The sequence below is a fragment of the Burkholderia sp. Ac-20345 genome, from assembly GCF_017104825.1.
Lineage (GTDB): Bacteria > Pseudomonadota > Gammaproteobacteria > Burkholderiales > Burkholderiaceae > Burkholderia > Burkholderia lata_B.
Window position 1 is genome coordinate 1 of sequence record NZ_JAAGPO010000344.1, and the last position, 5,550, is coordinate 5,550.

5 protein-coding genes and 1 pseudogene are annotated in these 5,550 nt (G+C 69.5%); 2 read left to right on the top strand and 4 right to left on the bottom strand.

Features of this window, described 5'->3' with window-relative positions; all coding sequences use genetic code 11:
• Positions 1-123: 123 nt before the first annotated feature.
• Both G3O06_RS46100 and G3O06_RS46105 read left to right on the top strand, forming a co-directional pair.
• Positions 124-375, top strand: a pseudogene (locus G3O06_RS46100) (DUF2239 family protein); the annotation flags it as partial.
• A gap of 17 nt (positions 376-392) precedes the next feature.
• Positions 393-1,724 (top strand): carotenoid oxygenase family protein, encoded by a 1,332-nt coding sequence (locus G3O06_RS46105; RefSeq protein ID WP_205820065.1) that lies wholly within the window; start codon positions 393-395, stop codon positions 1,722-1,724.
• A gap of 16 nt (positions 1,725-1,740) precedes the next feature.
• On the opposite strand, the gene G3O06_RS46110 is transcribed toward G3O06_RS46105, so the two are convergent.
• The 4 genes from G3O06_RS46110 to G3O06_RS46125 all read right to left on the bottom strand — a co-directional run.
• Positions 1,741-2,907, bottom strand: coding sequence for an ABC transporter permease (locus G3O06_RS46110; protein WP_174918414.1), 1,167 nt, complete (start codon positions 2,905-2,907; stop codon positions 1,741-1,743).
• An 8-nt stretch (positions 2,908-2,915) separates the two neighbouring features.
• Complete coding sequence (locus G3O06_RS46115) at positions 2,916-4,070, bottom strand: ABC transporter permease (RefSeq protein WP_174985955.1); 1,155 nt, start codon at positions 4,068-4,070, stop codon at positions 2,916-2,918.
• A 21-nt stretch (positions 4,071-4,091) separates the two neighbouring features.
• Positions 4,092-4,790 carry an ABC transporter ATP-binding protein gene (locus G3O06_RS46120; RefSeq protein WP_205820066.1) on the bottom strand — a complete coding sequence of 233 codons (699 nt, stop codon included), beginning with the start codon at positions 4,788-4,790 and terminating at the stop codon, positions 4,092-4,094.
• Positions 4,791-4,797: 7 nt separating this feature from the next.
• Positions 4,798-5,550, bottom strand: a 753-nt coding sequence (locus G3O06_RS46125) for an efflux RND transporter periplasmic adaptor subunit (RefSeq protein ID WP_205820067.1), incomplete at its 5' end; no start/stop codon positions are given.

The following is a 5,550-nucleotide window of genomic DNA, read 5'->3' on the forward strand; positions in this document are numbered from 1 at the left end:
TGGAAGAGCGCCAGGCGATTCTTGCCATCCTCGTCCTGGAGCAGCACCTGCGGGCGCGGAAGGATGGGGCCGTGACCGAATACGAGATGGATGCTGCCGTCGGGGCTCGTGACCGCGTTCGGACGCAAGCTCGTCGAGGACGCACGGCGCACGCATGCGGCGGCCGATCGTCTCCGCGACGCGCAGGCGCGTGCGTACCACTTCATGTCGGCGATGGCGGGCGACCTGCCCGGTTTCGAGGAGGCCGCCCGCGCGCTGTATGCAAACGACCAGGCGCGGTTCGCCGAGCTGATCGCCGGCTGGCCGGACGACGTGCGCGACCATGCGCTCGCGCTGGCGCGCGGCGAGCTGCCGCCGTCCACCGAAGACTGCTGAAAGGAGCATCGGACGCAATGACCGCATTCGATCTGAACCGCGGCGCGATCGCGCCGGTCGCCGACGAGGTCGATCTCGTCGACCTGCGCGTGACCGGCGCCATCCCGTACGAACTCGCCGGCACGTTGCTGCGCAACGGCCCGAATCCGCCGGGCGGCCGCTTCGAAGGGAGCGGCGTGCTGTCGTGGTGGCCGGAAGCCGCGATGCTGCACGCGATCGCGTTCGAAGGCGGCCGCGCGACCGGCTACCGGAACCGCTGGGCGCGCACGCAGCGCTGGGCCGCCGTGCATGCGCCCGGAGCGGCGCCGCAGTTGCCCGACACCAATCCGAACGTGAGCGTGCTGCAGCATGCGGGCGAGTTGCTCGCGCTGTCGGAGGGCGGCGCGCCGTTCGCAATCACGGCCGCGCTCGATTCGCTCGGCGCGCCCGCGCGGCATGCAGGCCTCGGCGGCGGGATGACCGCCCATCCGAAGGTCGATCCGGTGACCGGCGAGCTGATCGCGTTTCGCGCGGACTGGCGTGCGCCGTGGCTGCGCTACGGTGTCGCCGACGCGCAGGGAGTGCAGCGCGTCGATATCGAGATCGACCTGAGCGCGCCGTCGATGATGCACGACCTCGCGATCACCGAAACCCGCAGCCTGCTGTTCGACCTGAACGTCGGCTACGACTTCTCGCTGCTGAAGCAGGGCCACCGGATGCCGCTGCGCTGGCACGACGACCGGCCCGCGCGCATCGGCGTGCTCCCGCGCCATGGCGGCGCCGTGCGCTGGTTCGACGTCGAGCCGTGCTTCATCTTGCACGTCGTGAACGCGTACGATTGCGACGCGTCGTGCATCGTGCTCGATGTGGTGCGCTATCCGTCGTTCCTGCGGCTCGATGCGGGCACGGGCCGCTTCGCCGACAATCCGGTCGGCGAGCTGTGGCGCTACGTGATCGATACGGCGAACGGGCTGATCGACGAAGGGCCGCTCGCCGACGGCGGCATCGAGCTGCCGCGCATCAACGAAAGCCGGACCGGGCGCAGCTATCGCTATCTGTACGCCGTGGAGCAGCCGAACCCCGTGGAAATGCGCGGCGTGATGCGCTTCGACCACGCGAGCGGCACGACGACGCGCTACGCGGTGCCGGCCGGCGACCAGAACAGCGAGCCGGTGTTCGTGCCGCGCCCGGGCGGCGTCGACGAGGACGACGGCTGGCTGCTGGTGATGGTCTACCGCGCGGCGACGGATACGAGCGACGTTGTGATCCTCGATGCGCGGGCGATCGACGCGGGGCCGGTCGCGACCGTGCACCTGCCGCGTCGCGTGCCGGCCGGGTTCCACGGCGCGTGGGTGCCGCGCGAGCGCTGAGCGGCAGGGCCGCGCGTCACTGCGCGCGCAGCGCGTCGACGATCTTCAGCCGCGCGGCGCGCATCGCCGGCAGGAACCCGCCGACGAGCCCCATCACGAGCGAGAACAGCAGCGTCTTCACGACGATCGCGGGCGTCAGCACGAAGCGGAACGACAGGTCCGCGAAGGTCTGGAAGTTGGTCGTCGAGAACGACGCGAACTGCATCAGCGACGCGCACGCGAGCCCCGCGACGCCGCCGACGAAGCCGAGCAGCAGCGCTTCGAGCAGGAACGCGGCGAGCACGCTGGTGCGCTTGAAGCCGAGCGCGCGCAGCGTGCCGATCTCGGCGACGCGGTTCGCGACCGACGCATACATCGTGATCATCGCGCCGATCATCGCGGCGATCGAGAAGATCGTCGACAGCGTGATGCCGAGGATGTTGATGAACTTCGATAGCGCCCTCGACTGGTCGCCGTAGAAGGTCTGTTCGCGTTTCGCCTCGTCGGTGAGGCGCGGGTCGACGTCGATGTCGGCCTTGAAGCGCGCGAAGCCGTCGGCGCTCGGGATGCGCAGCACCATCGACGAATAATTGGTGCGCCGGAACGACTGCATCAGCTGGTCGACGTCGCCCCAGATCTCCGAATCGAAGCCGCTCCCGCCCGCGTCGAAGATGCCGACGATGGTCCAGTCGCGCTGCGCGAAATGCAGGCTGTCGCCGAGTTGCGTGCCGCTGAACCCTTTCGCGATCGCGCTGCCGACGATGATTTCCGACGAGCCGGGCGTGAACATGCGGCCGGCGACGAGCTTCACGTGCGGGCGCAGCGCGAGGCCGGCCGGCGACACGCCGCGGATCACGACGTTCGACGGCTTGCCGGACGACGTCTTCACCAGCGAGATCAGCACGACCGCTTCCTTCGACACGAGCGGCCGGCCGTCGGGGCCGAGCGCGACGGCCGGGTGCATCTCGAGCGCGTTGGCCTGCTGGTGGTCGATCGAACTCTGGATCTCGGTTTCGGCGCCCTTGCGGATCACCACCGCGTTGTCGGGTTCGCCGGTCGACACGAGCGTCTTCGTAAGCCCCGCGTCGAGCATCTGCACGGTCGCGAACACGAAGATCACGAGCGCCATCCCGCCGGCCGTCAGCGCGGTGGTGAGCCGCCGGGTCCACAGGTTGCGCGCGATGTAGTTGAGCGGGATAGCCATGTGCAAACCTAACCGATTGCCCTGAGGCCTTCGACCACGCGCACGCGCGCCGCCTGCCACGCCGGCACGATCGCCGCCGCGAAGCCGACCGCGACCGAGCACGCGGCCTGCAGCACGACCGTCTCGGTCGACACCTTGAACACCGGGAAGATGCCGCCGGCCGCCTGCTTGAACAGGCTCGCGGCGGGCGGCGTCGCGAGAATCCCGAGCCCGCCGCCCGCCACCGCGATCACGACCGATTCGCCGAACACGATCAGCGCGAGGAAGCCGGGGCCGAAGCCGAGCGCCTTCAGCGTCGCGTATTCGGCCGTGCGTTCGCGCGCGCTCATTGCCATCGCGTTGGCCATCACGGCCATGATGATCAGGATCACCACGTACGACACGAGACGGATCGCCGCGATGATCTGGTTCGACATCGCGACGAAGCCGAGCTGGAACGCCTGCTCGGTCTCGGTCAGCGTCTCGGCGAGCGAGTTCTTGAACACCGCGTCGACGTTGCGCGCGATCGACGCGCCGTCGTCGGGGTTCGCGACGCCGAGCACGAATACCCCGACCTGGTCGGCCTGCTTCGGCGTGCGCTGGCGCACCGTCTCGTTCAGGTAGTCCCAGTGGAACACCAGCTGGCGCGTGATCGTCGAGTCGTCGCGGCCGTCGAAGATCCCGCGCACCACGAAATCCCAGGTGCCCGGATAGATCGTGCCCTTCAGCGGGATCACGTCGCCGATCTTGAAGCCGAACTGCGTCGCGAGCTGGCGCCCGACGAGGCAGCCGCGCCGGTCGCGGTTGTAATCGGCGCGCTGCTGGTCCGGGACGATGTATTCCGGGTACAGGTCGAGATAGTTGTCCGATACCGCGAAGCTCGCGAAGAAGTTCTTCGGATCGCGGTAGATGCCGCCGAACCAGTTCGAGCGAACCACGGCCGTCACGCCTTCGACGCCGCGGATCCGGTTCTCATAGCTCACGGGCAGCGGAAACACGAGCGAGATCGCGTTGCGCGTGACGAGCCGCCCGCTGGATGCGGCGGCCGCGCCCGCGTACCACGCGTCGACCACGGTGTGCAGCAGCCCGAACGCGAGCACGGCGATGGTCAGCCCGAGCACGGTCAGCAGCGTGCGCAGCCGGTGCCGCAGCGCGTTGCGCGCGATCAGCTTCAGCACGAACATCGCGCGCGCTCCCGCAGCCGGTCAGCCGGCGTGCCCATCGATCAACTCCCCTTTTTCCAGATGCACGAGCGAGCGCGCGGCGCCGGCCGCGTGCGCATCGTGGGTCACCATGATGATCGTCTTGCCGAGCTCGGCGTTCATCCGCTGCAGCATCGCGAGCACGTCGGTGGCCGACGCGCGGTCGAGGTCGCCGGTCGGCTCGTCGGCGACGATCAGCACCGGATCGGTGATCAGTGCGCGCGCGATCGCGACGCGCTGCTGCTGGCCGCCCGACAGCTCGGACGGGTAATGGCTCGTCCGGTCGCCGAGGTTCACCATGTCGAGCACGAGTTCGACGCGCTCGCGCCGCTCGCGGCGCGACAGGTGCGTGAGCATCAGCGGCAGCTCGACGTTCTCGAACGCGGTGAGCACCGGCATCAGGTTGTAGAACTGGAAGATGAAGCCGACGTTCGCCGCGCGCCATTCGGCCAGTTGCGCCTCCGCGAGCAGCGAGATGTCGAGCCCGCCCACGCGCAGCTCACCGCCGTCGGGCCGGTCGATGCCGGCCACGAGGTTCAGCAGCGTGCTCTTGCCGGAGCCGGACGGCCCCATCAGCGCGACGAAGTCGCCTTCGCCGATATCGAGCGTGATGTCGGTCAGCACGGGCACGATCTGGTTGCCGCGCCGGTACGACTTCGCGACGTGGCTGAGCTCGACGAGGGGCGGCGGGGCGTCGTTCACGCGTGCGCTACTTCTTCGCGACGGTCACTTTCGCGCCGTCCTTCAGCTTCGCGCCCGGCGCGAGCACGACCGTGTCGCCGGGCTTCACGCCGCGGATCGCGACGAGTTCGCCGATCCGCATGCCGGCCGTCACGGCCGTCGCGTGCACGATGTCGTCCTTCACGACGAACACGACCGGCCGGCCGTCGCGCTCGACGACGGCGCTTGCCTGCACGGCCGTCACGGGCTGCCGGTCCTGCGCCGACACCGGCTTCGACAGGAACGCGATCTTCGCGCTCATGTCGGGCAGCACGCGGTCGTCGCGGTCGACGAAGCGCACCTTCACGAGCACGGTGGCCTTCGAGCGGTCGACGGTCGGCACGATGCGCGACACGCGGCCCGCGAAGCGCGTGTCGGGCAGCGCGTCGAGCTGGATCTCGCACGGCTGCTCGGCGCGGATCTTCGCGATGTTCGATTCGGCGACGTCGGCCTCGACCTCGAGCGTGTCCATGTCGGCGATCGTCACGACCGCGCCCTTGCTGTCCGATGCGGACGAGAACGGCGTGATGTTGTCGCCGACGTTCGCGTGCTTCGCGAGCACGATGCCGTCGAACGGGGCGCGGATCACCGTCTGGTCGACCGCGACCTGCGCGGCCTGCGCATTGGCTTGCGCTGACGCGATCGCGGCCTGGTCGCTGCTGAGCGACGCGCGCGCCTTGTTCACGCGGGCCGTGTCGGTGTCGAGCTGCGCGGCCGGCACTGCGCCGCGCGGCGCGAGCGC